Origin of the sequence: Planomonospora sp. ID82291 (genome assembly GCF_015711645.1) — a bacterium.
GTDB lineage: Bacteria > Actinomycetota > Actinomycetes > Streptosporangiales > Streptosporangiaceae > Planomonospora.
This window is the reverse complement of sequence record NZ_JABTEX010000003.1, coordinates 174,755-197,610: the sequence shown is the minus strand read 5'-3', so window position 1 is coordinate 197,610 and position 22,856 is coordinate 174,755. Positions and strand designations below refer to the sequence as shown.

General features: G+C 74.5%; 19 protein-coding genes. 7 read left to right on the top strand and 12 right to left on the bottom strand.

Annotation, left to right across the window (positions count from 1 at the left end):
• Window positions 1–70: 70 nt before the first annotated feature.
• A complete protein-coding gene (locus HS045_RS20210) occupies window positions 71–895 on the bottom strand; it encodes a DUF305 domain-containing protein (protein ID WP_196453022.1) in 825 nt (274 codons plus the stop codon).
• 1,548 nt (window positions 896–2,443) lie between these two features.
• A complete protein-coding gene (locus HS045_RS20205; RefSeq protein ID WP_196453021.1) occupies window positions 2,444–3,352 on the bottom strand; it encodes a PIG-L family deacetylase in 909 nt (302 codons plus the stop codon).
• Between the two features lie 301 nt (window positions 3,353–3,653).
• Here HS045_RS20205 and HS045_RS20200 point away from each other — a divergent pair, with 301 nt between their 5' ends.
• Window positions 3,654–4,385, top strand: coding sequence for a class I SAM-dependent methyltransferase (locus tag HS045_RS20200; RefSeq protein WP_196453020.1), 732 nt, complete (start codon window positions 3,654–3,656; stop codon window positions 4,383–4,385).
• 325 nt (window positions 4,386–4,710) lie between these two features.
• On the opposite strand, the gene HS045_RS20195 is transcribed toward HS045_RS20200, so the two are convergent.
• The 4 genes from HS045_RS20195 to HS045_RS20180 form a co-directional block, all read right to left on the bottom strand.
• A complete protein-coding gene (locus HS045_RS20195; RefSeq protein ID WP_374191395.1) occupies window positions 4,711–5,868 on the bottom strand; it encodes an alpha/beta fold hydrolase in 1,158 nt (385 codons plus the stop codon).
• An 83-nt stretch (window positions 5,869–5,951) separates the two neighbouring features.
• Complete coding sequence (locus HS045_RS20190) at window positions 5,952–7,058, bottom strand: hypothetical protein (RefSeq protein ID WP_196453019.1); 1,107 nt, start codon at window positions 7,056–7,058, stop codon at window positions 5,952–5,954.
• Between the two features lie 249 nt (window positions 7,059–7,307).
• Window positions 7,308–8,465 carry an erythromycin esterase family protein gene (locus tag HS045_RS20185; RefSeq protein ID WP_230884501.1) on the bottom strand — a complete coding sequence of 386 codons (1,158 nt, stop codon included), beginning with the start codon at window positions 8,463–8,465 and terminating at the stop codon, window positions 7,308–7,310.
• A gap of 140 nt (window positions 8,466–8,605) precedes the next feature.
• Window positions 8,606–9,511: an alpha/beta fold hydrolase gene (locus tag HS045_RS20180; RefSeq protein WP_196453018.1), complete on the bottom strand. Its 906-nt coding sequence runs from the start codon at window positions 9,509–9,511 to the stop codon at window positions 8,606–8,608.
• Window positions 9,512–9,688: 177 nt separating this feature from the next.
• On the opposite strand from HS045_RS20180, the gene HS045_RS20175 reads away from it, so the two are divergent.
• Both HS045_RS20175 and HS045_RS20170 read left to right on the top strand, forming a co-directional pair.
• Entirely contained in the window at window positions 9,689–10,777 is a 1,089-nt protein-coding gene (locus HS045_RS20175; RefSeq protein WP_196453017.1) for a linear amide C-N hydrolase, read from the top strand.
• A gap of 139 nt (window positions 10,778–10,916) precedes the next feature.
• On the top strand, window positions 10,917–12,299 hold the full coding sequence (locus HS045_RS20170) for a CoA transferase (protein ID WP_196453016.1): 1,383 nt from the start codon (window positions 10,917–10,919) through the stop codon (window positions 12,297–12,299).
• A 119-nt stretch (window positions 12,300–12,418) separates the two neighbouring features.
• Here HS045_RS20170 and HS045_RS20165 read toward each other — a convergent pair whose 3' ends face one another.
• Together HS045_RS20165 and HS045_RS20160 are read right to left on the bottom strand one after the other, a co-directional pair.
• Window positions 12,419–13,435 carry an alpha/beta fold hydrolase gene (locus HS045_RS20165; RefSeq protein ID WP_196453015.1) on the bottom strand — a complete coding sequence of 339 codons (1,017 nt, stop codon included), beginning with the start codon at window positions 13,433–13,435 and terminating at the stop codon, window positions 12,419–12,421.
• 122 nt (window positions 13,436–13,557) lie between these two features.
• Window positions 13,558–14,964 carry a S41 family peptidase gene (locus HS045_RS20160; RefSeq protein WP_196453014.1) on the bottom strand — a complete coding sequence of 469 codons (1,407 nt, stop codon included), beginning with the start codon at window positions 14,962–14,964 and terminating at the stop codon, window positions 13,558–13,560.
• An 88-nt stretch (window positions 14,965–15,052) separates the two neighbouring features.
• Between HS045_RS20160 and HS045_RS20155 the strand changes: the two genes are divergently transcribed.
• From HS045_RS20155 to HS045_RS20145, 3 genes are all read left to right on the top strand, one after another.
• Window positions 15,053–15,706, top strand: a complete 654-nt coding sequence (locus HS045_RS20155; protein WP_196453013.1) for a response regulator transcription factor — start codon at window positions 15,053–15,055, stop codon at window positions 15,704–15,706.
• Window positions 15,703–16,788, top strand: coding sequence for an ATP-binding protein (locus HS045_RS20150; protein ID WP_196453012.1), 1,086 nt, complete (start codon window positions 15,703–15,705; stop codon window positions 16,786–16,788). Before HS045_RS20155 ends, HS045_RS20150 begins: the two co-directional genes overlap by 4 nt.
• Window positions 16,789–17,124: 336 nt before the next feature.
• Window positions 17,125–17,598, top strand: a complete 474-nt coding sequence (locus HS045_RS20145) for a hypothetical protein (protein WP_196453011.1) — start codon at window positions 17,125–17,127, stop codon at window positions 17,596–17,598.
• A 221-nt stretch (window positions 17,599–17,819) separates the two neighbouring features.
• Here HS045_RS20145 and HS045_RS20140 read toward each other — a convergent pair whose 3' ends face one another.
• Window positions 17,820–19,394: a methyl-accepting chemotaxis protein gene (locus HS045_RS20140; RefSeq protein WP_196453010.1), complete on the bottom strand. Its 1,575-nt coding sequence runs from the start codon at window positions 19,392–19,394 to the stop codon at window positions 17,820–17,822.
• A gap of 198 nt (window positions 19,395–19,592) precedes the next feature.
• Between HS045_RS20140 and HS045_RS20135 the strand changes: the two genes are divergently transcribed.
• Window positions 19,593–20,072: a hypothetical protein gene (locus tag HS045_RS20135; RefSeq protein ID WP_196453009.1), complete on the top strand. Its 480-nt coding sequence runs from the start codon at window positions 19,593–19,595 to the stop codon at window positions 20,070–20,072.
• A 64-nt stretch (window positions 20,073–20,136) separates the two neighbouring features.
• Here HS045_RS20135 and HS045_RS20130 read toward each other — a convergent pair whose 3' ends face one another.
• From HS045_RS20130 to HS045_RS20120, 3 genes are all read right to left on the bottom strand, one after another.
• On the bottom strand, window positions 20,137–20,526 hold the full coding sequence (locus HS045_RS20130) for a PepSY domain-containing protein (RefSeq protein ID WP_196453008.1): 390 nt from the start codon (window positions 20,524–20,526) through the stop codon (window positions 20,137–20,139).
• 193 nt (window positions 20,527–20,719) lie between these two features.
• The gene (locus HS045_RS20125) at window positions 20,720–21,997 is read right to left on the bottom strand and encodes a HAMP domain-containing sensor histidine kinase (protein ID WP_196453007.1); all 1,278 of its coding nucleotides are present in this window, start codon (window positions 21,995–21,997) and stop codon (window positions 20,720–20,722) included.
• A gap of 62 nt (window positions 21,998–22,059) precedes the next feature.
• Window positions 22,060–22,746: a response regulator transcription factor gene (locus tag HS045_RS20120; protein ID WP_196453006.1), complete on the bottom strand. Its 687-nt coding sequence runs from the start codon at window positions 22,744–22,746 to the stop codon at window positions 22,060–22,062.
• Window positions 22,747–22,856: the final 110 nt, after the last annotated feature.

Sequence of the window (22,856 nt, the reverse complement as noted above, 5' to 3'; positions counted from 1 at the left end):
TCCCGGCGTCCGGCCCGACCGCGAGGACGCGGGCGGCGGGCGGATCCCCGCTCCTCCCCGGCCCGGCGCGTCAGCGCCCGTCCCGCCCGCCGTGTCCGTCCCGCCCGCCGGCCAGCCAGGTCCGCAGGTCGGCGACCTGCGCCTGCTGGGCGACGATCCCGGTGGACGACGCCACCCGCAGCTCGGGGTGGACGGCGCGGGCCTCCGGCTCCAGGAACTCCAGGATGCCCCACAGGTGGTGCGGGATCATCAGCCGTGCGAACTCGACGTCGAACCGCCTGCCCGCGGGGACCGATCGCAGTTCCGCGACCATCATCGCCAGTTCCTCGTCCAGTTCCTCGACCTCCCGGCGGGCCTCGCGGGGCAGCCGCTGCACGGCCTGCCGCGGGGTGAGCCCGTACCAGTCGCGCAGCCAGCGGGTGAACTGCCCGATCTGGAAGTCCTGGAAGGCGATGATGTTCTCGGAGTGGGTGCGCAGCTGCGGGTCGACGCCGCGACGGAGGTGCAATCGGGACATCTCAACCCCGGCGCGGTGGTGCGGGATCATCTGCGCGAAGAACGCGATCTCCAGCAGATCGCCTTCCAGTTCGGCCAGGGTCTCCCCGAAGTCGTAGGCCCTCGGCGGGGTGGGGTATGGCTGGAGGTCGGAGTCGTGGCCGTGGCGGCTCCGGGGTGCGGCGGCGCGGGATGCGGTCGGCGCGGCGGCACGCGGCGCGGCGACACGCGGCGCGGCGACACGCGGCGCGTCCGGCGCGGCGGCGTTCGGGGCGTTCCGTACGACCGCGACGGAGCCGCCGGGAGAGGTGCTCCAGGCGATCGTGACGGGAACGACGATCGCCCCGACGGCGACGGCCGTGGCGATGGCGATGTTTCGGCGGAGAACGGTCAGGCGCATGCTGCGGGCACCTTTTCTGGGTCGTCTGGACGGGTCGTCTGAACGGTCCGGCCCGCCTGGACGGGCCGCCCGGACGGGCGGCGCGATCAGCGGGATCCGGACGGCCGGCGCGGCGGCCGGGCGGGTGTCCCCGCACCCGTCCGTCCCGCTCGCGGGAGACGGGTGGAGGCCGCACCGTCACGCGTGATCGTCGTGTACCCGTGCTCCGCGCTCAAGCGCGACACGGGGCCGCGCGGACAGGTGGCGGAACCCTGACGCGGGCACGACCGAGGGCGGGCGGGGCGGCCCAGGAGAACGTAAAACGCAGGGCTCGGGATGGCCCCGGCGGATGCAGGCGCCGACCGTGCCTCCACCTCGCGCCGGTGTGCCGCTGGTCCCTGCCGCGGCCGGCCTCCGCCCGCTCACCGCCCTGATCACCGCACCGCGTCCGGCCCGCCCTCCGCGGACCGGACCGCGACGGGGAGCGGCTGCGGGCGCTTGACCGTAGGGCCGTCGCCGTCCGCGGGCCTCCGCCCCCGGTCGGCGGACCCGGTCGGCGGACCCGTGACACTCCAGGTAACCATCTGATTACAAGAAGTCCTCTTCGTGGGCAACGTTCCGCCGACGCGGCAAAAGTGAAACCCTCCCAGTCCCATCGGGTCTCGAGGTGCTCATGTCAGATTCTCCGGGTGAGGAACCCTCCGCCGCCGTCCCGATCGCCCGGACGCCGCGCACGGCGACCGGGCGGGGAGCTCATCGGCGTCCGGCCCGGGTGAGCGCCGGCGCCGTGGCCGCCACCGTGCTGGCCGGGGCGGCCGTCGTCTGCACGGGCGTGCTCGTCCCCACCGGCGGCGCCGAACCGCCCCCGCCTGCGGGGTCAGCCCCCGTCTCCGGCCCCGGCCCCGTCTCCGGCCCTGTTCCCGCCCGGGCGACCGCGGCGCCGCCGTTCCTCCCGGTGGCCGCCGTCCCGACGCCCCCGCCTCCCGGGCCGGCGGTCCGGAAGCACCGCCCCATGGTGCCGGCGAGCGCCCCGGCGCCCGCCCCCCACCCCTTCCGCGTGCCCGGGACCGTGCTCCTGCCGAAGAACGCCGACGAGGTCCGGCCCTCACCGCGCCCGTCCAGGGCGGCGGCCTCTCCCGCCGCGCGTCCGGCCAAGCCCTCCACCGCCGGGCCGGGTCCCGCTCCCCGTCCGGTGCCGGGGCCCGGCCGCGAACCCGATCGCGCACACGACCGGGGACGAGAGCCCGATCGCGAACCCGATCGCGAACGTGACCGGGGGCGAGAGCCCGGCAGGGAGCACCCGCCGGAACGCGAGCGTGAACAGGACGCGCCCTCGCGCCCCGCGACCGCTCCGCCTCCCCCTCCGGCCGCAGATCCGGCCGCAGAGCCGCAGGCGCCGCCTCCCTCTCCGGCCGATCCTGCCCCCCGAGGGACCTGCAGGCTCGGCGTCCGGGCGGACGCGGCACCGCTCACGATCGACGTATGCCTGTGACGGGGCGGACGCGAAGGCGCGCCTTCGCGTCCGCCCCGTCCGGGTGCGCGCCGGAGCCAGAGGCCCGCCGGCCCCTCTCACGCCGGGCCCCGTCCCGCGGGACCGCGGTACATCCGGCCGATCCAGGCGTCGTAGCCGGGCCCGGCGACCCGGTAGTCGTGCCGCCGGTACAGGGCGAAGGCCCGCCGCTTGACCTCGCGCTCGGCGAGGTCGAGATTCGGCGGCAGCGATGTGATCGGGTAACCGCGGTAGGAGATCACCTCGATGTCCGCGGGCGCCGCCTCGGCGGCGAACCGGGCCGCGGCGACATGGTCGGGATGGTCGGGCCGCCGCCCGGCGGGCGGATCCGGGTCCAGGCTGCGCAGTACGGCGGGCCGGAAGGTCCGTATCGCGGCGCGCAGCATGCCCAGCACGTCGGCCCGGCGCAGGCAGGCCGGGCCGGGGGGGACGGCGCGCACGCAGGCCGTACCGGAGCGATCCGCCCACAGCCGCGCCAGCGCGTTCCGGCCTCCGTCCGCGCGGGGGTCGCCCCCGTCGGGCAGCCGGGCGAAGACCAGCTTGATCCGAGGCCGCTCCACGAGCGTGTCCACGGCCACCCGGACCCCGCCCAGGCGCGTCGTCTCGCGCCGCCAGCGGTCAGGGGAGCCGGCGACCCAGGCGTAGGCCGCCCGCACGCCCCGCTCCCGGTCCTCGATGTAGCCGACAGGATCGCGGTCATCCTCCAGCCCGGCCACCGCCTCCCCCGCGGTCAGGTAGACCGTGACGGCGCTCCTCCCCCGGGCGATCCCCCGCAGCAGGTCAGGGCTCATGAACAGCAGATCGTCGTCGGGATGCGCCACCACCTGGAGGGAGGAGCCGCCGCTGTCGGCCGCGTCCGCGTCCTGCAGCAGTGCGCCCGGCCCGTACGCCCGGACCGGCGACAGCATGAGCGGTGGCGCCAGAGCGGCGATCACCGCGATCACGATCACCGTGCGTATGCTGCGCACGCCCCTCATACCGCCCCCGTGGCCCCCGATGTGATCCAAACCTAAAGAGCGGCTTGTCCACTTTTATGACCTATCGGGATGATCTTTTGGGGACGGGATCATTCCACAGGCGGAACCCGGGATGCGACCTGGGGATGACGGATCCTCCCGGGCCGGGAGCGGGTGGCGAAGGGTTCTTCGGACGGGGGAGGGCGTCACGGCGGATGTCCTGGCGCCGCTCAAGGAGGCGGCGGACGCGGCGGCGTCGAGGGCCGCCGCCAGAGCACTCAGGGCGTCTCCGGTACGCGGCTACGATCCGGCCATGAAGAACGCGGAGTTCAACGACCCCCGGCTGGTCGCTGTCTACGACGCCGAGTACGGCTGGGGCCGCGACGACGACTTCTTCCTGTCCGTGGTCGGCGAGACTCCCGGCGCCCGGCTGCTCGACCTGGGCTGCGGGACCGGACGGCTGGCGCTGGGCCTGGCGGCGGCCGGCCACGCGGTCACCGGCGTCGACCCGGCCCGGGCGTCGCTGGAGGCCGCCCGTGCCAAGCCGGGCGCCGAGCACGTGACGTGGATCGAGGGCACCTCGGCGTCGCTGCCGGAGCGGACCTTCGACGTGGCGGTCATGACGAGCCATGTGGCGCAGTTCTTCGTCGAGGACGGCGAGTGGGACCGTGTCCTCGCCGACCTGGTCCGCGCACTGGTGCCCGGCGGCCGACTGGTGTTCGACACGCGCGATCCCGCCGACCGCCGGTGGGAGCGGTGGACCCCGGCCGACTCCCGGCGCCGGGTGCGCCTGCCGGACGGCTGCGAGGTCGAGACCTGGACCGAGGTGACCGCGGTGCGGGACGGTGTCGTCGACTTCACCCACCACTACGTCTTCCCGGAGGAGGAACTCCTCAGCGTCATGACCCTGCGCTTCCGGGCCGAAGGTGAGCTGCACGACTCGCTGCGGAGGGCCGGGTTCGGCGTCGAGCGCATCTACGGCGGATGGGATCGGCAGCCCGTCGGGGAGGGGAACGGGGAGTTCCTCGTCATCGCGCGCAGGTGACAGGCCCGGTGTTCCCGAGGGCGTCCGTGTCGGCGCCACTGCGTGACGGCCGGGCCCCATGGGGTCTTCGGGCAGGACCCCCGAAACGCCCGCTCCCGGGCCCCCTCACGCGCAGCGACCCGACGGGGGGCGGACCGAGTAAGCCGGAAAGGGGCCGGCTGCAGGTCAGCGGTCCTATCAGAGGGCGTTTTGCTGCGTCTGGTGAGATGAAGTCCTCTATGCCCTCGGGCCGACTCGCACGGTTTGCCTCGGTATCCGTATATCCGTCGCCCGGAGCATGATCCCTTCGATACCCGTTTGGTGACGCGATGTGACCGAGATTCCGTCACCCCAGGAACCTCGCGACCGTCGCCACGAACCGGTCGGCGTCGTCGAGCCACGGGAAGTGGCCCGCTCCCGGTTGCACGACGAACTCGGCGTCCGGGAACAACCCGGCGAACTCGGCCGCGACGCCCGGAGGCGTGTTCAGGTCGACCTCTCCGGCGAGCAGCAGCACCGGCGCGCCGAACGCGGCGAGCGCCGCGCGCGTGGCGTCCGGGTCGTACGCCCCCTCGGCGCCGAAGACCGCCGCCGCCTCCCTGTTCCGGCGGCCGTCCTGGGCCGCCTGGTGGGCCTGCGCCGCCGCGTCCCACCGCCCGTGGAAGAAGGGATCGATCGCCTTGCGGTCCGCTTCGGTGGCGTCCCCGGCCATGACGGCCTCAAGGGCCGCGAAGGCGGGCCCGAACCAGGGCTCGTCCCCGCGGAGCCGCGCGACCTGGAGCCGCGACGCCCCGGTGGCGGCGATGCCGACGGCGAAGGTGCTCGGAGTGATCAGAGCGAGCCTGCCGACGCGTTCGGGGTGCCGGGCGGCGTACAGCACCGCGAGGTTCGCGCCGGCGGAGTGCGCGAGCAGGTCCAGCCGGTCGAGGCCGAGGTGCGCGCGCAGGGCCTCGACGTCGCCGACCAGCCGGTCGCAGCGGTAGGAGGCGGCGTCCTCCGGCGTCGCGGACCGGCCGGTGCCCCGAGGGTCCACCATGAGCAGCCGGCGGTGCGCGGACAGGCCGCCGAGCTCGCCGAGGTAGGCGGAGTCCTGCATCGGGCCGCCCGGCAGGCAGACCACCGGGGTGCCCTCTCCGAACACGTGGTAGGCGAGATCGGTTCCGTCATATGCGGAGAAGACAGGCATGGCGAAGATCCTCCCAGCGCCGCGCTTCCACCACAACGAGGCCGGCGGCGTCCGGAGCAGGTGGGCGCCGCGGGGTGTCCACCTCATCTGTTGCTTCTTGACCGTGCGGCGGCTGATGACGTGGTCGACGGTGGCTTCGGCGGTGGCGCTGGAGACGGCCTCGCCGCAGCGGTGGCGTTCGCCGTAGTTGGGGATCTCCTCCTGGTTGCGGTCGATGCAGGTGCGGAACTCGGCCAGCCGGGTGAGGAAGGCACGCTGCCTGTCGTCGGGGGCATCGGCGCACAGGAGCTCGTGGTCCTCAACGAGGTCGGTGAGCACTCCATGGCCCGGCGCAGGGCCTCACCACGAACACCACATGTAGCCGGATGTTCCAACCGGTTCGACAGGTACCGCGGCGCCGGTCAGACGGCGCCGAGCGGGTACAGCCACCGGACGGGGACCCGGACCGTCACCGCCAGCGGCATCTCCACCACCCGGCCGGCGTCGTCGCACAGCTCGCCCCGCACCCGGTAGGCGACGCCCGGCTGCAGGCCGAAGGCGTCGACCTGCTCCGGCGTGAGCGCGAGGTCGACGCCGCCGGACTCCACCACGCGCACCCCCTCGGCCAGGCGCGGGCCGCAGGCGGTGACCGTCATCGTGAAGGTGCCGCCGCGCAGCGGGCCGTACTCCCGGTGGAGTGCGGCGCCCAGGTCGCCGTGCGGGTCGTCGCCGGGTGACAATTCGTCGGGCACGCGCACCAGGTAGGCGGTCCCGGCCACGATGCCGCCGGTGAGCCCGCCCGCGGCGCCCGTCTCCCCCGCGTCGTGCCCGATGGCGCCCGGTCCCGCCGCGGCGGCGCGGCCGGACGGCCAGACGTGCCGGGCCTGTACGGCGGGCGCGCCGGGAGCCGGGAGCCAGGCGGTGGCCTCCAGCCGGTCCAGCCGCCGGTGCACGGCGGCCAGTTCCCGATGGCGGCGCGCGACCGCCCACGGCTCGGAGGAGCGACGACGTCCCGCAGGGACCCGCAGGGAGCCCCGCCACAGCATGGGCAGCGTGAGGATCGCCCAGTAGGCCGCGGTGACGCCGGTCGCCGCCCAGCGGGTCTGCGGCGGGCTTCCGGCGGCCACCATCGTCAGGCCCGCGATCCCGTACAGCGTCCATCCGGCCCGGGTGCCCCACGACCGCCACAGCACCGCCGGCAGCCACATCGCGCAGCCGGTCACCACCCAGGCCCACTCGATCTGCTCCACGGTGACGACCAGCCCGCCCGCGTGCTCGGTCAGGTAGGCGTGGACGGGACGGGTGAAGACCCGCGTCCAGGCGGCGTCGGTCAGCGGTCGCGCGCCGTCCGCCGGCAGCGGCGGGAGCACCGTCGCCAGCCAGGCCAGCGCCGACGCCGCCACGAGGGCGGCCGCTCCGGCGGCGATGACGCCCCGGACCCGGCGCGCGCCGCCGCCGCAACGGCCGCGGGCTCCGCTCCGCGACCGCTCCCGGCGGCTGAGGACACGGTCGGGTGGACGCGGCGGCATGGGCGGCCTCCTCGGGGTCGCGGTCTGCCGTCTCCTCCTGCGCGGCGCGCCCGGAGCCCTTCGCGCGTCCGGGACCGCCTCAGGCGGCCCCGGACGCGCGGGGCGGCGGGGACCCGCGGCGACGACAGACGATTGAAGTCGTTTTAATTACTATACGTCCCTTTTGCGAACTATCTACTTGTTTGGGAGTTGTTTGCTGGTCCGAGGGCGCCGGGCGGCGGACCACGCGGGTCCGCCCGTACGCGCTCGTCACCCCAGCCGGGTGACCCGCTTGAGGAAGACGAGACCGTCGATCAGGCCGAGGTGCGCCGGGTCCAGCGGGAAGTAGGCGAAATCGTGGGAGACGCGCGGGGCGGACGTCGCGACGGCCTCGGCCAGGCTCCGGGCGTCGACGAGGCAGCGGTCCCACGGCAGGGCGGACAGGACGCCCTCGACGGTGTCCGGGGGCGGGACACGGCCGGCCACCGTGCCGAGGGCCGAGGCCAGGAAGGCGTACCGGTCGCCCAGGTGTGCCGCGGTGATCGCCCCCGCGCTCCACCACTCCAGCGGCTGGTCGCCCAACGACATGGAACTCCTGTTGCGCTGCAGGTGGAGGTTGTGGCTGAAGACCAGGGCAGGGCCGTGCTCGGCCACGGCCCGCAGGTTGGCGGCCATCATCGCGTCCCGCAGGCCCGACAGCCTGGCGATCCGCGCCGGGGACGCGTCGGCCATCCCGTCGTGGTAGCGCAGCAGCCCGACGGCGGTGCGCCCGTACAGCGCCGCCCGCTCCCGGTCCGCCGCGCTCAGCCGCGGCACCTGCGTGTCGAGCAGCGCCACCAGGTCGTCGGCGATCACCCGGAGCCGCCGGGCGTCGGCGGACCGGCCGATCGACCGGGACGGGTCCATGACCGTGGCCTCGTCCGTCCACCGCTCGTCCGGACCGAGCAGCGCGTCGAGGGTCTCCCGGGTGCAGGGCAGCGGGCCGTCGAGGAGCCCGTACAGGGCGGTGAGCGCCTGGCGCGGGCTCTCGGCCCAGTACTCCAGCGGCCCGTCGAACCCGAAGAACCGCAGCTTCTCCTCGTGCTCGTCGTTGTAGGCCCGCATCCAGCGCACGAGCCCGCGGATGGCCGCGGGCGCGCCGAAACCGTGGCTGAAGCCGCGCTCCATGACGTCGTCGAGCGCGCCGGCGCCCGTCGTGATGTGGTCGTCGACCACGAGGCCCCTGAGGCAGTCGCTCTCGATGGCGAACGACCGGTAGCCCTCGTGCTCGACCAGGTACCGGAAGAGCTCGTTGCGCAGTTCGCCGAACTCCTCCACGAAGTGCCTGGCCTCCCCCAGACCGAGCAGCAGGGGCTCGGCGGGAAGCGACCGCAGAAACGCCGAGACTCCCGCGCCGTCGAACGGCCTGGCCATGTTCCCGATGTCCATGCCTTCAACGGTATCGTTGAACGATATGGTTTAAAGTTTCCCCGTGACGTTCCCGCTCCACCGGGTCTAACCTTCAAACGGCGAGACATCCCGGCGATCGGCGGCCCGGCGCGGGGGCACCGCTGCACCGCCGAGGCGCCTCACCGTCCCCCGCCGGATCGATTCAGCCAGTCGGTGACCGTCGCGACGTAGTCGCGCGTGTTCGACAGGGGCAGGAGGTGCCCGGCCGACGGGAATGCGCGGTACGCCCAGTCCGGCCGGCGGGCGACCAGGTCTCCGGCGGTGGCCGCGGTGATCAGCTTGTCCTGCGCCCCGGTCAGCAGCAGCGTGGGCGCGCCGAGCCGGTCGATCATCCGGTGGACCGTGCTCCGGCTGACGTAGAGGGCGGAGATCACCGAGGTGAAGGCCGCGACGGCGTCACCGAGGCGGCGCGGGTCGGTGGCCCGCAGTTCGTCGCCCAGTAAGGCCAGCATCTCGGGTGAGAGCCGTTCGAGGTCGTCACCGACCACGCTGCCGGACCAGGCACCGGGATCGGCGTAGGCGCGCAGCTTGGCATCGATGATGCGCCGACCGGCCACCCGCAGCGCGCCCCGCAGCAGCCCGGGCCCGACCACGAGCAGCGGGCGGCCCGCAACGCGCCAGAAGACGACCTCGTCCGGCGCGAGCGGACCGGGCAGCGCCGGACAGGCCAGGACCAGACGATCGACCCGCTCCGGCGTGCAGGCCGCGAAGTGCACCGCGACCAGGCCGCCCATGGACCAGCCGTGGGTGACGGTGGCTTCGAGCCCCATGCGGCCGGTGAACGCGCGCAGGAAACGCGCGCTCGGCCCGGCCGTGGACGCGCGCGGGTGCGGTGATCCGGTGTGGCCGAAGACCGAGCCCGGCAGGTCGGGCGCGATCACCGGAGCGTGGGCGCCCAGCTCGGCGATGGCGTCCATCCACATCGACGCACTGGCGGCCATGGGATGGATCAGCAGGTGGGTGGGCCCGCCCTGGTCCTCGCCGGCGCTCAGGTAGTGGACCTCGGTGCCGGCGACGTCGATCACCCGGCTGTGGACTCCGGCCCACCGCGGGCAACGTTCACCCCAGTCCGCATACCGCACTCCTTCAGCCTGCCGCACCGGCCCCCGGGGCGCGGACCCGATTCCCCCACCGACTGCACCGTCCGGGAAATCCACCGCACGGGTCTGGCGGGGCCCGCCGTGGCGGGTCACCATGGCGGGATGGCCGAACCCTCATCGATGGCCGAACCCTCACCGGCCGGGTCCTCAGCGGCCGCCGGACGCCCACGGGCCGCGGCGGTGCTCCTGCTCACCGCCGCGCTGCTCGCCGGCTGCACGACCGGAGCGGCCGCGCCGCCGCGGGAAGGGCCCCCGGCTCCGGATCCGCACAGCTCCGCGAGCGGCCGGACGACCCCGTCCGCCGCGCACGCCGCTACCCTGGCGAGCCTGCGCAAGGTCGACGACCACCCGCTGTGGACCATGCGCTACCAGGGCGGCTACGACCGCCTGGCGGAGCTCGCGCCCGAACCGACGCCGACCGGTTTCGGATGCTCGCTGTTCGCCGCGCACGGCGACCCCGCCGCCCCGGTGTTCGGCCGCAACTTCGACTACGCCCACCAGCCCGCGCTGCTGCTGTTCACCGCGCCGCCGGACGGCCACGCGTCGGTGTCGATGGTGGACGTCTCCTACCTCGGCCTGACGTCCGAGGCCGACTTCACCACCGCCGCCGGCCGCGAGGCGCTGCTGAAGGCCCCGCTGCTGCCGTTCGACGGCATGAACGCCAAGGGCCTGGTCGTGGGCATGGCCACCGTCCCGGCGTGGGAGCCGGGCTCCGACCCCGCGCGACGCACGGTGGGCAGTGTCCGCATCATGCGGCTGGTGCTGGACGGGGCCGCGACGGTGGACGAGGCCGTCGCGGTCTTCGGACGCCACAACGTCGACCCCTCCGACAGCCCGCCGCTGCACTACATGGTCGCCGACGCCGCCGGCCGGTCGGCGATCATCGAGTTCGTCGGCGGCGAGATGGTGGTGCACCGGGGGCGGGGTCCCTGGCAGGCCATGGTGAACTTCACCGTCACCGGCTCCACCGAGCAGAGCCGGCAGGCCGACCACCGCTACCGCACGGCCGCCGGGGCGCTGGAGGCCGCCGGAGGCAGGCTGCCGGCGGACCGGGCCATGGACCTGCTCGCCCGCCTCAGGCAGGGCCACACCCAGTGGTCGATCGTCTACGGCGGCAGGAGCGGCGAGGTACGGCTGGCCACCGGCCGCAGGTACGGCACCGTGCACGAGTTCCGGCTGCCGATGGGCTGAAGTCCGGTGCCGGGCCGAAGGGCCGCCGTCACCGGCGCCGCCGCCCGTCACCACGCCGGGGCCCTGCCGGCCCGCCGGGGCCCCGCCGGCCCGCCGGGGTCCGCGGAGCCCCGGCGGGCCGGTCGGGCAGACTGACCCGATGGCATGGAGCGACGACGCGGCGACCGTCCACGCGTGGGCCGCCCTCGGCGGCCGGAACGGACCGGCCGGAGCGGTGTCCTACGAAGGGGCGGGCGGCGTGCTGGCCTCCCGCCTCCCGGTCCGCGAACTGGCGCGGGCGAGCGTGGGCGTGTGCTCGCTGGCCGCCGCGGAACTGCTGGCACGGCGCAACGCCGTACCGGTCCCCGCGGTGCGGGTGCGGGAGGCGGCGGTGGCCACGGCGTTCACCAGCGAACGGCGCCTGCGGATCGGCGGGCGGGCCCCGACGTCCTTCGCCCCGCTCTCCGGGTTCTGGCGCGCGTCCGACGGCTGGGTGCGCACCCACGCCAACTACCCGCACCACCGCTCCCGGCTGCTGCGCGCCCTGGACCTCGACGACGCCGGGGACGACCGGGCGCTGACCGAGGCGCTGGCCGCGCGGATCGCGACGCGGCCGGCCCGGGAGGTCCAGGAGACCGCCTACGCGGCCGGCGGCCTGGCCGTGGCCGTGGCCGTCCCCTCCCCTGCCGCGGTCCACCCGCTCGCCGAGATCCGGGCCGCCGGCGGGAGCGGGCCGCGGGTCCTGCCGGCCGCGCCGCTGCCGGCCGGCGGGGTACGGGTGCTGGACCTGACCAGGGTCATCGCCGGCCCCGTCGCGACGCGCACGCTCGCGCTGCTGGGGGCCGACGTGCTGCGCGTCGACCCTCCCGGCATCCCGGAGGACGCCGACTCCCACGCCGACACCGGCATGGGCAAGCGCTCGACGCTGCTGGACCTGTCGCTCCCCGAGGACCGGCGCGCCTTCGACGGCCTCCTGGGCGCGGCCGACGTCGTGGTCACCGGCTACCGCCCCGGCAGCCTCGACCGGTACGGCCTGGCCCCCGACGCGCTGCTCGCACGGCGCCCGGGCCTGATCGTCGCCCAGTTGTGCGCCTGGGGCTGGACGGGGCCGTGGGCCGGCCGGCGCGGCTTCGACAGCCTCGTCCAGGCGGCGAGCGGCATCGCCGCGATCGAGTCGGCGGCCGACGGCCGCCCCGGCGTGCTGCCCGCCCAGGCCCTGGACCACGGGACCGGCTACCTGCTCGCGGCCGCGATCCTGCGGGCGCTGAGCGACCGGCAGCTCACCGGGGAGGGGGGACTGCTCCGGCTCTCCCTGGCGGGCACCGCCTCCTGGCTCCTGCACGGCGTCCCCCGCGCGCCGGCGGAGGACGGCTCCTACGATCCGCGGCCCTGGCTGGCCGAGACCGCCTCGCCGTACGGGGCGCTGCGCCACGCTCTGCCCCCGGTCGCCTACGACGGCGCACCCCGGACGTGGAGCCGCCCGCCGGGCCGGTGGGGAGGCGACCCGCCCGCCTGGGCCGGGCGCCCGGGCGGACCCGGCTGATCGGCGGTGGGCCGGGCGCCCGAGCGGAACGGGTCGATCGGCGACCGGCGGGGCCCGGCGGCGGCGCCCCGCCATGCCGTGGACCGGCACGCCGCCGCCTCCGGTGAAGCCGGCCGGGCCTACCGGTCCGCGAAGCCGTCCAGGGCGGCGCGGACCGCCTTGCCCATCGTGCCGCTGCCGGTGTGGCCCGAGTCCTCCACGACGACGAGCCGCGCCTCGGGCCAGGCCCGCGCCAGCTGCCAGGCGGTCCGCAGCGGCGAGCCCAGGTCGAAGCGGCCGTGGATGAGCACGCCGGGGATGCCGGCCAGCCGGTGCGCCTCGCGCAGCAGCACCCCCTCCTCCAGCCAGGCGGCGTTGGAGAAGTAGTGGCTGCAGATGCGGACCAGGGCCAGCAGGTCGGCGGGCGGGCGGTCGCTGTAGGCGTCCGGCTTGCCGTTGACCTCCAGGGAGATGACCGTGTCCTCCCACGCCGTCCAGTCGTGGGCGGCCTTGGCCCGCACCGCGGGGTCGGGATCGGCCACCAGGCGCGCGTAGGCCGCCAGCAGGCCGAACAGTCCGTCCGGGTCGTCCGGGTCGCCCGGATGGTTCAGGCCGTCCGGGCGGTTCAGGGAGCGGTCGCCGCGGCCGGCCGCGGAGGCGCCGTCGCGAAAGCGCTCCCACTGCTCGGGGAAGAACCGCCCAACGCCCCGGTAGAGCCAGTCGATCTCGGAGCGGCGGGTCATGGTGACGCCGCACACCACCATCTCCGACACCCGCTCGGGATGGGCCTGCGCGTAGGCGAGCATCAGCGTCGACCCCCACGACCCGCCGTACAGCAGCCACCGGTCGACGCCCAGGTGCTCGCGCAGGCGTTCCATGTCGGCGACCAGGTGAGCGGTGGTGTTGGCGGTCAGGTCGGTGGCGGGGTCGGCGGCGTGCGGCAGGCTCCGGCCGCAGTTGCGCTGGTCGAACAGGATGACGCGGTAGCGCTCGGGGTCGAAGCCGCGGCGCTGGTTCGGCGTGCAGCCCGCGCCGGGACCGCCGTGGACGACGAGTGCGGGTTTGCCCGCGGGGTTGCCGCAGGCCTCCCAGTAGACGAGGTGGCCGTCGCCGGTGTCGAGGTGGCCGTGGTCGTAGGGCTCGATGGGTGGATACATCGCCCCAAAATACAATAGCGCTGTCATATCTGCGGGGTGCGGCCCGGCGCCCGCCCTGCGGCGGGGCGGACGCGGGGACGGCCGGGTCATCCTCATCGAGCACGCTTCCCCCGGCGAGCGGGTCAAAGAAGCGTGAGCGCCTTGGCCAGAGCCGGGTCGCGCCCCGTGGCCAGGTCGAGGGCGGTCATGGGGGCGTAGTGGTCGACCGGTACGCCGATCGTGTCGATGATCTCGCGGGCGGGGCCGAGGTGCCGGACCTTGGGCAGGATCAGGACGCTGCCGTCGTCGAGGAGGTACCCCTCGCCGGGGCCGGAGACGGCCCCGGCGGTGCGGGTCCCGACGAGGGTGCCCAGGCCGTTGCCCTTGACCGCCGCGCTGAAGTCGTCGCAGGCCGAGGCGCACGCGCGGTCGGTGAGGACGATCAGGCGCGAGCCGAGCAGCGGGACGCCGTCGTCGGTCCGGTTGGGCACGCAGTCGCCCTTGAGCGGGCAGAAGTAGCTGGTGACCTTGCCGTGCGCGAACGCGCCGAGCAGCCGGGTCACCTCGCGAGGCGACCCGCCGCCGTTGCCGCGCAGGTCGAGGACCACCGCCTTCGGCCTGCCCTTCAGCTCGGCGATGACCTCGTCGGCGGCGCCTTCGTGAAATCCGGGCAGCCGGACGTGGACGGCGCCGCCGGGGAGCGTCGTGGACGTCACCTTCGGGGGCCGCCGGGTGATGGGGCCCTTCCTGAGCTCGACGGTGCGGGTCCGTCCCGTCGTGGGGCGCTTGAGCGTGAGCCGTACCGGGTCGGCGGCGAAGAGGTCGATGATGCCGTGGTTGACGGTGTCCCCGATGACCGTCGGCACGCCGTTGACCTTGACCATGATGTCGCCGGGCCGGATGTCGGCCTTGGCGGCGGGGCTGCCGGGCAGGACCCGGGTGATGAACAGCGGCGGCCGGGCCGCCGGGTCGAACCGCGGGCCCTGCTCGGCCGACACGCCCGCGATGCCCATCCCGACCGGCTCGCCCTGCGGTGGCGGGGTCGGCTCGACCCAGCGGGCGTGGTTGTCGTGCAGTCCGGCGACCATGCCGGTGATCGCGGCGCGCAGCGCGGCGGGGTCACCGGTGCCGAGGACCTTCGCGAAGGCGGCCCAGTCGGTGTCGCGGTTCCCGGTCAGGGCGGGCGACCGCAGGTCGGCCCGGTCGGCGCCGCGCCGCACCAGATCCTGGGTGTAGGCGGCCAGGGCGCTCTTCAGCAGCGCCCGGGGATCCATGACCGGGCCGCTGTGGTAGTTGTCCAGCACGCAGAAGTACGCCTGCCGGAGCGTGTTCACCGAGGTCGCCGGCGCCGATCGCGGCGGTGGCCCCGTGACGGCGGCGCAGCCGGCGCCCGGGGCGGAGACCGGTTGGAGGACCGGGGCGGAGACCGGTTGGAGGACCGGGGCGGAGACCGGTTGGAGGACCGGGGCGGAGACCGGCGGGAGGGCCGGCGCGGACGCGGACATGGAGCAGGCCGTCACCAGTACGGCGGCGCACAGTGTTCTGATCATGGCCGCCAGCATGGCCGGAGGCGGGTTGCACGGCCGTGAACGCACCCGTTAACACCGCTGTCACCGCCGTTCGTGTAAGAACGTCGGCATGCGGGTTCTGGTGGTCGAAGACGAACGCGATCTGGCCGATCTCGTGGCGGTGGGACTGCGCCGCCACGCCATGGCCGTCGACGTGGCCTATGACGGAGCCGCCGCGGTGGAGCGGCTGGCGGTGCACGACTACGACGTCCTGGTGCTGGACCGGGACCTGCCCGAGGTGCACGGCGACCTCGTCTGCCGTGAGCTGGTGGCGCGCGGGAGCCGTACCCGGATCCTGATGATGACGGCGGCGGCGTCGGTGCCGGAGCGGGTGGCGGGCCTCGGCATGGGGGCCGACGACTACCTGCCCAAGCCGTTCGACTACGCCGAGCTGGTCGCCCGGGTGCGGGCCCTGGGACGGCGCAGCCGGGCGCAGGCGCCACCGGTGCTGACCCGGCACGGGATCGTGCTCGACACCCACCGGCTGCAGGCCTCGCGGGACGGCCGGCACCTGCACCTGTCGCTCAAGGAGTTCGCCGTCCTGGAGGTGCTGATGCGGGCGGACGGCGCGGTGGTGAGCTCCGAACGGCTGCTGGAGGAGGCGTGGGACGAGCACACCGACCCGTTCACCACGGTGGTGCGGGTCGTCGTCAGCCGCCTGCGGACCAAGCTGGGCGACCCGCCGTGCATCCGGACGGTCCCCGGCGCGGGATACCTGCTGTGACGACGATCCGGGTACGGCTCACGCTGATCTACTCGGGACTGTTCCTGCTGACCTCGGTCGTGCTGCTGGTCACGGTCAACCTCCTGCTGCGCCGGGCGCTGTCCACGCGGATCGCGCGGCTGCCCGAAGTGGCGGTGGCCCCGGCGGCGCCGCCGCCGGGGGGGCAGGGGGGGCCGGTCGAGCGGTTGCCGCACCGGTCGCCGCTGCCCGATCTGGTGGAGGACGTGATCGGCTACCAGTGGGAGGTGACCGGGCTGACGGTCGGGGTCCTGACACTGGTCTCGCTGGTCGTCGGATGGCTGGTCGCCGGGCGGATCCTGCGGCCGATCCACCGGATCACCGCCACCGCGCAGCGGCTGTCCCTGTCGACCCTGCACGAGCGGATCGCCCTCAGCGGGCCGCAGGACGAGCTGAAGGAACTGGCCGACACCTTCGACGCGATGCTGGACCGGCTCGAACGCTCCGTCGAGGGGCAGCGCCGGTTCATCGCGAACGCGTCCCACGAGCTGCGGACCCCGCTGGCCGTCCAGCGGGCGGCGATCGAGATCGGCCTGCCCCAGGACGTCGGCGAGATCCGCGACACGCTCCTGCTCCACAACCGCCGCGCGGAGAACCTCATCGACGCCCTGCTGGTCCTGGCCCAGGCCGAACACGGCCTGGACGACAAGAGCCCGGTGGCCCTGGACCAGGTGGTACGGCTCGTCGTGGCCGAAGGAGGTTCGCCCGGCGTCACCGTGACGGTGCAGGCCGAGCCGTTCGTCGTCGAGGGGGACCCCGTCCTGCTGAACCGGCTCGTCACCAACCTCCTCGACAACGCGGTCCGCTACAACCGTCCCGGCGGAACCGTCGAGGTGACGCTCTCCGGCGGGGTCCTGACGGTCCGCAACACCGGCCCGCACGTGCCCCGGGAACGTTTCGGCGACCTTTTCGAGCCCTTCCGGCGACTGCACACGACGCGGGGGCAGGGCGCCGGGCTCGGGCTGTCGATCGTCGCGTCGATCGCGAGGGCGCACGGGGCCGACGTGCGGGCGAGCCCCCACCCGGGGGGAGGGCTGGAACTCGTCGTGAGTTTCGCGGGATAGCGGATGCGCCGCCTGCCCGTGCCGCCGCCTCACCGATCCCGACGACGGAAAAGGGGCGTCGAATCGCGGGCGGCCCTCTGACGGGAAGATTCACAGGACCGGTTTCGGGCCGATCCGATACAAGGGCCGCCGCACGTCCGGAAACCGCATCAGGAATTGCGCCGGATTCACGCTCCCCGGGCGGCCCGGCATGCCTGACGAGCCCGGACGACTCGGAATTCCGCCGTTTCTCCGGCGCGGTCCAGTCATGTCCAAGCGCCTTCCATGTGCATTCCAAGAAGCCGTTTCTACGGTCGTGGTGAAAGTTCGTTCCGACCACACAGACGGAGGAAGACAATGCGCATCCGACGCATCGCGGCGGCGGCCGCGGCCACGCTCGCCACCTCGATCATGCTCGCCGGACCGGCCGCCGCCCAGGACGACCCGATCGAGTCCCTGGACCCCGGCACCGACTACGTCACGCTGGAGCTGGTCAGCATCTACTGCGTCAAGAACAGCGAGGGCGACCACGACGAGGCGTACCTGAAGATGGGCCGGGGGAAGGTGTGGCCGAGATCCGGGAAATACCAGACGATGGGCACCGGCTACACCCGTTCGCTGGAGGACGCCAACGGCATCGAGGCGTTCCGGTTCCCCAAGTACGCCATGAAGTCCTTCTCGCTGTGGGACTACGACACCACGAGCGGGGACGACGCCCTCGGCACCTTCGACGCCTTCGGCGCAGAGTACGGCACCACGCAGACCAAGTCCCTTTCCGGGAGCGAGGGCGAGTACACCATCACGTACCGCGTGGTGGACACCGGGGAATGACCTGACCGCCGCCTGACACGCGGCCGAAAGAACCGGTTCCCCCGCCCCCGGGCCGGGGGCGGGGGAACCGGTCCGTCACCCGGTCCGTCACCCGGTCCGGGGAAACGAAGGGCCGGCCACCCGCGGCGACCTGCCGCCCGGGTGGCCGGCCGAGCCCCTGGCCGCCGTCAGCCCCCCTCCGGCGTCTCCGAGGCGGTGACGCCGGAGGGGGGCGTCCCCGCTCAGCCCAGCCGGAAGCGCCCGACCAGCTCCCGCAGCTCGTCGGCGGTGCGGGCCACCTCCCCGCTGGCCTGCTCGGCTTGGAGCGCGCCCTGCAGGGATCGGTCGCCGGCCGACGCCACTTCGCTGATGTCGTGGGCGATCCGGTCCGATCCCGTGGCGGCGTCGGTGATCCCGCGGCTCATCTCCTGGGTGGTGGCGGTCTGCTCCTCCACGGCGCTGGCGATCGTCGTCTGATACTCGTTGATCTTCGCGATGACGTTGCTGATCTTGTCGATCACCTCGACCGCGCCCTCGGTGTCGCGCTGGATCGCCGCGACCCGGGTGCTGATGTCGTCGGTGGCCTTGGCCGTCTCCTGCGCCAGTTCCTTGACCTCGCCGGCGACCACGGCGAAGCCCTTGCCCATCTCACCGGCACGGGCGGCCTCGATGGTGGCGTTCAGGGCGAGCAGGTTCGTCTGCTCGGCGATGGAGGTGATCAGCTTCAGCACCTGCCCGATCTGGGCCGACGACTCGCCCAGGGCCGCGATCGTCCGGGTGGCCCGCTCCGCCTCGCTCACCGCCGATCCGGCGATCCGCGCCGCCTCGCTGGTGCTCTGGGCGATCTCCCGGATGGACTGCCCCATCTCCTCCGAGCCGGCCGCGACCGTCTGCACGTGGCGGGAGACCTCTTCCGACTGCGCGGAGGCGGCGCGGGTACGGGTGCTGGTGTCGTTCACCGCTCCGGCGATGCCGCTCGCCACGGTGGTCAGCTCCGCCGACGCGCCGGCCAGCGTGGCCGCGCTGCCCGAGATCTGGCGCATCGACGCGCTCAGCGCCTCGATCGCCCCGTCCAGCCCGGCGGCCATCCGGCCGAACTCGTCGGCGCTGGACACCTCCGAGCGGACGGTCAGGTCGCCGGAGGCCAGGGCGGTCACCACCCGGCCCACCCGCTCGATCGGCCGGGTGATCGACCTCACCAGCGGGACCGACAGCCCCACCAGCAGCGCCGCGGCGGCGAGGGCGACCACGATCGAGAGCGTCCGCATGAACGCGACCATGTCGTGCAGTTCGCTCTGAGCCTGCTCGGTGCGCGGGCCGAGCTCCTCCTTCAACGCGTCCAGCGGCGTGTCGATGAGGTCGTTCTGCGCGTGGATGTCGTCCATCCGGCCCTGCATGGAGGCCGGATCGCGCTGGGCCGCGGCGACGAACGCGGTCATGAACCGGTTCATCGGCTCGACGTTGCGGCGCACCTCCTCGAACTTCGCCTCCAGATCGGCGGGCAGCTCCAGCTCCTCGAAGGCGGCCACCGCCTTGTTCAGGCTGTCGATGTCACCGGGCACCTCCTCGTCGACCAGCTGGCCGATGTCGCTGCCGCCGAGTGCGAGATAACCGCCGACCTTCAGCTCGACCGCGCGGGTGTCCAGGTGGTTGAGCGCCGCGGTGGCGGCCTCCAAGGTGCTGACCAGCTCGGACTGGTGGCTGAGTTTGTCCTGACTCACCGCGCCGATGCCGGCGACGGTGCCCAGGCTGAGCATGCCGACGGCGACGATGAGTCCCAGCCGCTTCGCCACCCCCAGGTCGGATAGCCGTACCACGAATGTCTCCTCAGGTCTAAAAAATTGATATACGACCTTTTTTCGGCAGATGGCCGTGCATCCTGAGGAGTCCTGAAGCGGTGAGCGGCGAGCCGCCCGCACCCCCGCCCGGCGGCGCCGTCCGGCCGCACGCCGTGCTCACGCCGTGTTGTCGGTGACGGTCGGTAACATCGGCGTCCTGACGACGAGGAGGCCGCCATGACCCATCTTCTGAGCGTTCCCGTGCTGGTCACCACGGATCTGCCGCCGCAGACGGACCTGGCGGTCTTCGGGCGCGTGCTGGCCGGCGCGGTCGCCGCCCTGCCCTCGCCCACCGGCGCGCCCTACCCCGGCCACCTGCACGGCCGGGTGTTCTGGCTGGACCGGCCGACGCCCCCGGCCGATCCCGCGGCCCCGGCCCCGGCCCCGGCGGACCTGCGCTTCGCCGCACTGCTCGGGTTCCTGTCGGCCGCACCCGAGACCTCGCGCCTGACGGCCAGGGACGTGCTCGCCGCCGCCCGCACGGTGATCACCACGGCCGTCGCCGCCGCCTACGGCGACCTGGGCAGCGCACCCGCGGTGCTGGCCATCCGCGCCCAAGACGTGCGCGAGCGCACCCCCGCGACCGCCCTCACCGTGGCGACCCCCGACGCCGACTCGTCCCTGATCCGGGCCGCCCGCACGCAGCTGGCAGGCTGAACCGCCCGCCCCGCGGGAGGCGGGACGGGCGGGCGGTCCGTCGGGAGGGCCGGACGGGGCCGGGTCAGTCGTCGTCCTGCCCGGCGTCCTCGGGGTCGGCCGCCACCGGGACGATCTTTCCGGTCGCGGCGTCGACGGCGATCGTCCGCTCGGCGCCCTTGCCGTCGACGACCTCGACCTCCCAGGTGGCGGCCCCGCCTTCGGCCTCCAGCTCCAAGGAGACGACCCAGCCGCCGCTCACCTGGGACAGCGCGGTCCTGTGGGCCTGCTCCGCCGACACGGCGGGCTTGACCGCGGGAGCCGCGTCGTCATCGGCCTGCGGCGCCGGTGAGACCGACGCGGCCGGCGCCGCCGCGGCCGGGCCGGCCGCATCCCGCTCGGCGAAGGCGACGCCTCCGCCGACCACGAGAGCGGCGAGGGCGAGACCGGAAAAGACGATCACTGGCTTGCGCATCAGGGTTTCTCCGTGTTCGTGGGAAGAGTTCGTGAGAGGGGCCCGTGAAAGATCGGCGAGAAGGGTCCGCGGGAGCGACCCGCGGGGCCGCGGCCCCGGTGCGTTCCCGCCCCGGCCTGCCGCGATCCGCACCGACCCTCCGAGACTGCCCTGCCGGGCGATAGCGGGATGCTGCGGAGTCCCTAACGAATCGTTAAGCCGCCCCCGGACCGAGGTCGAGGGTCACCTCGGCTCCCCCCGGAGGCGCGGAGCCGACCCGCAGCCACCCGCCCGAGTCCTCCGCCGTGCGGCGTGCGATGTCCAGCCCCAGACCGGTGGACGCCCCTCCGCTCACCCCGCGGCCCAGCGGGGCCGGATCGGGGAAGCCGGGCCCCCGGTCGGCGATCACGAGCCGGGCCCCGCCCTCCGGCCGGGCCCGCAGCACGACGGCGAACGGCGTGCCGTCGGGGGTGTGGGCGAACACGTTCTCCAGCAGCAGGTCGACGCAGGCCGCCAGCTCCGGCCCGCTGACCCCCACGGCGATCGGCCCGTCGGCGAGGTCGGACCGCAGCGGCCGCTCCTGGTCCTCCGCCAGCGCCGACCAGAAGGCGACCCGCTCGGCGACCACCCGGGCCGCGTCGCAGCCCCGCGCCCCGTCCCGGTCGAACCGGCGCGCCTCCCTGATGACCTGGTCGACCATCCGCTCCACGCCGGCCACCGCCTGCCCCACCCGGGCCGCCTCCTCCTGGTCGCGCATCATGTCGACCTCCAGCCGCAGCGCCGCGACCGGCGTGCGCAGCCGGTGCGACAGGTCGGCCACCGCCTCACGCTCGTGGGCGAGCAGCTCCCGGATCCGGGCGGCCAGGTGGTTGAGGGCGGCGCCGACCTCGCGGACCTCCGGCGGGCCCGCCGGCTCCACCCGGGCGGCCAGGTCGCCCCGGGCCAGCCGCCGGGAGACCTGCGCGACCTGCCCGACCGGCCCCGTCAGCGAGCGCGCGAGCCGGTCGGCGACGGCGAGGCCGACGGCCAGCAGCGCCAGCCCGATCAGGCCGAGCACCAGCCACGCCCACCCGACGCCCTGCCGCAGCCGGTCGGCGGCGACGAACGCGCGCACCACCGCGGGACCGCGCGCCCCGCCCTGCACCGCGATCAGGATCTCCCTGCCCTGCGGGGTGTCGACGGTGAGGCTGCGCCCGCGCGCGGCCAGTTCCACTCCGGGGCCCCGGGGCGCGGGAACCCCGACGAATCCGTGGCCGGGCAGGAAGACCGTGATCGGCACACCGCCGGAGCCCCGCGCCTGCCGTACGGTGGCCTCCAGGGCCTCGCGTCCGCCCAGGGCGGCCGCGGTGGCGACCGACTGCGCCCAGGTGGTCGCGGCGGCCGTGGCCCGCTCGGCCGCCAGCGTCCGCACCAGCGCGGCCAGCGGCACCAGGAAGGCGATCAGGACCAGCGAGGTGGTCGCCACCGCGAGCAGGGCCAGGCGTCGCCTCATCGCGTGCCCCTCACGCGTCGCCTCATCGCGTGCCCCTCACGCGTCGCCTCATCGCGTGCTCCTCACGCCCCCGGGTCGACGAGCTTGACGCCGACCCCGTGGACGGTCTGCAGGTAGCGGGGCCGGTGGGCGCTCTCACCGAGCTTTCGGCGCAGCCACGACAGGTGGACGTCCACGGTCTTGTCCCCGCCGCCGTAGGCCATCCGCCACACCTCGGCCAGCAGCTCCCGTTTGGAGACGACCTGGCCGGGCCGGGCCGCCAGGTAGCGCAGCAGGTCGAACTCCCGGGGCGTCAGCTCCAGGCGCACCCCGTCCAGGAACGCCTCCCTGCCCGCCTCCTCGATGAGCAGCCCGCCCACCCGCACCGGCGCCGCCTCGGCCCCGGCGGCGCGACCGCGACGCAGCACCGCCCGGATCCGCGCGTCCAGCTGGGCCGCACCGAACGGTTTGACGACGTAGTCGTCGGCTCCGGCGTCCAGCGCCCGGACGATCTCCGGCTCGGCGTCGCGCGCGGTCGCCACGATGACCGGGACGGCGCTGACGGCCCGGAGCATGCGCAGCACCTCGCAACCGTCGAGATCGGGAAGGCCCAGGTCGAGCACGACCAGATCGGGGCGGTCCTCCAGCGCCCGGGTCAGCCCCGCCATCCCCGCGCCCACCGAGGTCACGGCATGGCCGTGGCCGCTCAGCGCGCGGGTCAGCGCCGAGCGCACCCGGGCGTCGTCCTCGACGAGCAGCAGGTGGACCACGGCGACACGCCCGCCTCTCCGAGAACGGCGATGATTCCGACGAGGAGGGGAAGTTCCCCGTGGAACGCGGACGACACCGAAGGGCGGCCGATCGATGCGGACGGGCAGGC

What these genes read in the sequence shown, in the direction of transcription:
- HS045_RS20210 (WP_196453022.1), bottom strand. Translation starts at nt 895, where the DNA reads ATGCGCCTGACCGTTCTCCGCCGAAACATCGCCATCGCCACGGCCGTC.
- HS045_RS20200 (WP_196453020.1), top strand. Translation starts at nt 3,654, where the DNA reads ATGAAGAACGCGGAGTTCAACGACCCCCGGCTGGTCGCTGTCTACGAC.
- HS045_RS20190 (WP_196453019.1), bottom strand. Translation starts at nt 7,058, where the DNA reads ATGCCGCCGCGTCCACCCGACCGTGTCCTCAGCCGCCGGGAGCGGTCG.
- HS045_RS20185 (WP_230884501.1), bottom strand. Translation starts at nt 8,465, where the DNA reads ATGGACATCGGGAACATGGCCAGGCCGTTCGACGGCGCGGGAGTCTCG.
- HS045_RS20175 (WP_196453017.1), top strand. Translation starts at nt 9,689, where the DNA reads ATGGCCGAACCCTCATCGATGGCCGAACCCTCACCGGCCGGGTCCTCA.
- HS045_RS20170 (WP_196453016.1), top strand. Translation starts at nt 10,917, where the DNA reads ATGGCATGGAGCGACGACGCGGCGACCGTCCACGCGTGGGCCGCCCTC.
- HS045_RS20165 (WP_196453015.1), bottom strand. Translation starts at nt 13,435, where the DNA reads ATGTATCCACCCATCGAGCCCTACGACCACGGCCACCTCGACACCGGC.
- HS045_RS20160 (WP_196453014.1), bottom strand. Translation starts at nt 14,964, where the DNA reads ATGATCAGAACACTGTGCGCCGCCGTACTGGTGACGGCCTGCTCCATG.
- HS045_RS20155 (WP_196453013.1), top strand. Translation starts at nt 15,053, where the DNA reads ATGCGGGTTCTGGTGGTCGAAGACGAACGCGATCTGGCCGATCTCGTG.
- HS045_RS20145 (WP_196453011.1), top strand. Translation starts at nt 17,125, where the DNA reads ATGCGCATCCGACGCATCGCGGCGGCGGCCGCGGCCACGCTCGCCACC.
- HS045_RS20135 (WP_196453009.1), top strand. Translation starts at nt 19,593, where the DNA reads ATGACCCATCTTCTGAGCGTTCCCGTGCTGGTCACCACGGATCTGCCG.
- HS045_RS20130 (WP_196453008.1), bottom strand. Translation starts at nt 20,526, where the DNA reads ATGCGCAAGCCAGTGATCGTCTTTTCCGGTCTCGCCCTCGCCGCTCTC.
- HS045_RS20125 (WP_196453007.1), bottom strand. Translation starts at nt 21,997, where the DNA reads ATGAGGCGACGCCTGGCCCTGCTCGCGGTGGCGACCACCTCGCTGGTC.